Annotated in this window: 1 protein-coding gene; it reads left to right on the top strand. The window is 68.3% G+C overall.

Annotation, left to right across the window (positions count from 1 at the left end):
• The coding region (locus CKW40_RS44325) for an Ig-like domain-containing protein (protein WP_179298330.1) at positions 1-246 on the top strand (246 nt) is incomplete at both ends.

Genomic DNA, 246 nt, shown 5'->3' with positions numbered 1-246 from the left:
CGACGATCAGCAGCGGCGGCCTGACCAAGGACAACACGCTGGCGCTTTCCGGTACGGTGAGCGACAGCAATGGCGTGGCCTCGGTGCACGTGTTTGACGGCAGCACGGACCTGGGTGCGGCCACGATCACGGGCAACACCTGGACGCTCACGACCGCCGCGCTGTCGGACGGAGCGCACAGCTTCACGGCCAAGGCGGTGGACAACGCCGGCAACAGCACGACGACGGCGGCAATCAGCGCGACGG

The organism is Mesorhizobium carmichaelinearum (assembly GCF_900199455.1).
Taxonomy (GTDB): Bacteria; Pseudomonadota; Alphaproteobacteria; order Rhizobiales; family Rhizobiaceae; genus Mesorhizobium; species Mesorhizobium carmichaelinearum.
The sequence above is the reverse complement of the archived record's forward strand: the minus strand, read 5'-3'. Positions and strand labels throughout refer to the sequence as shown.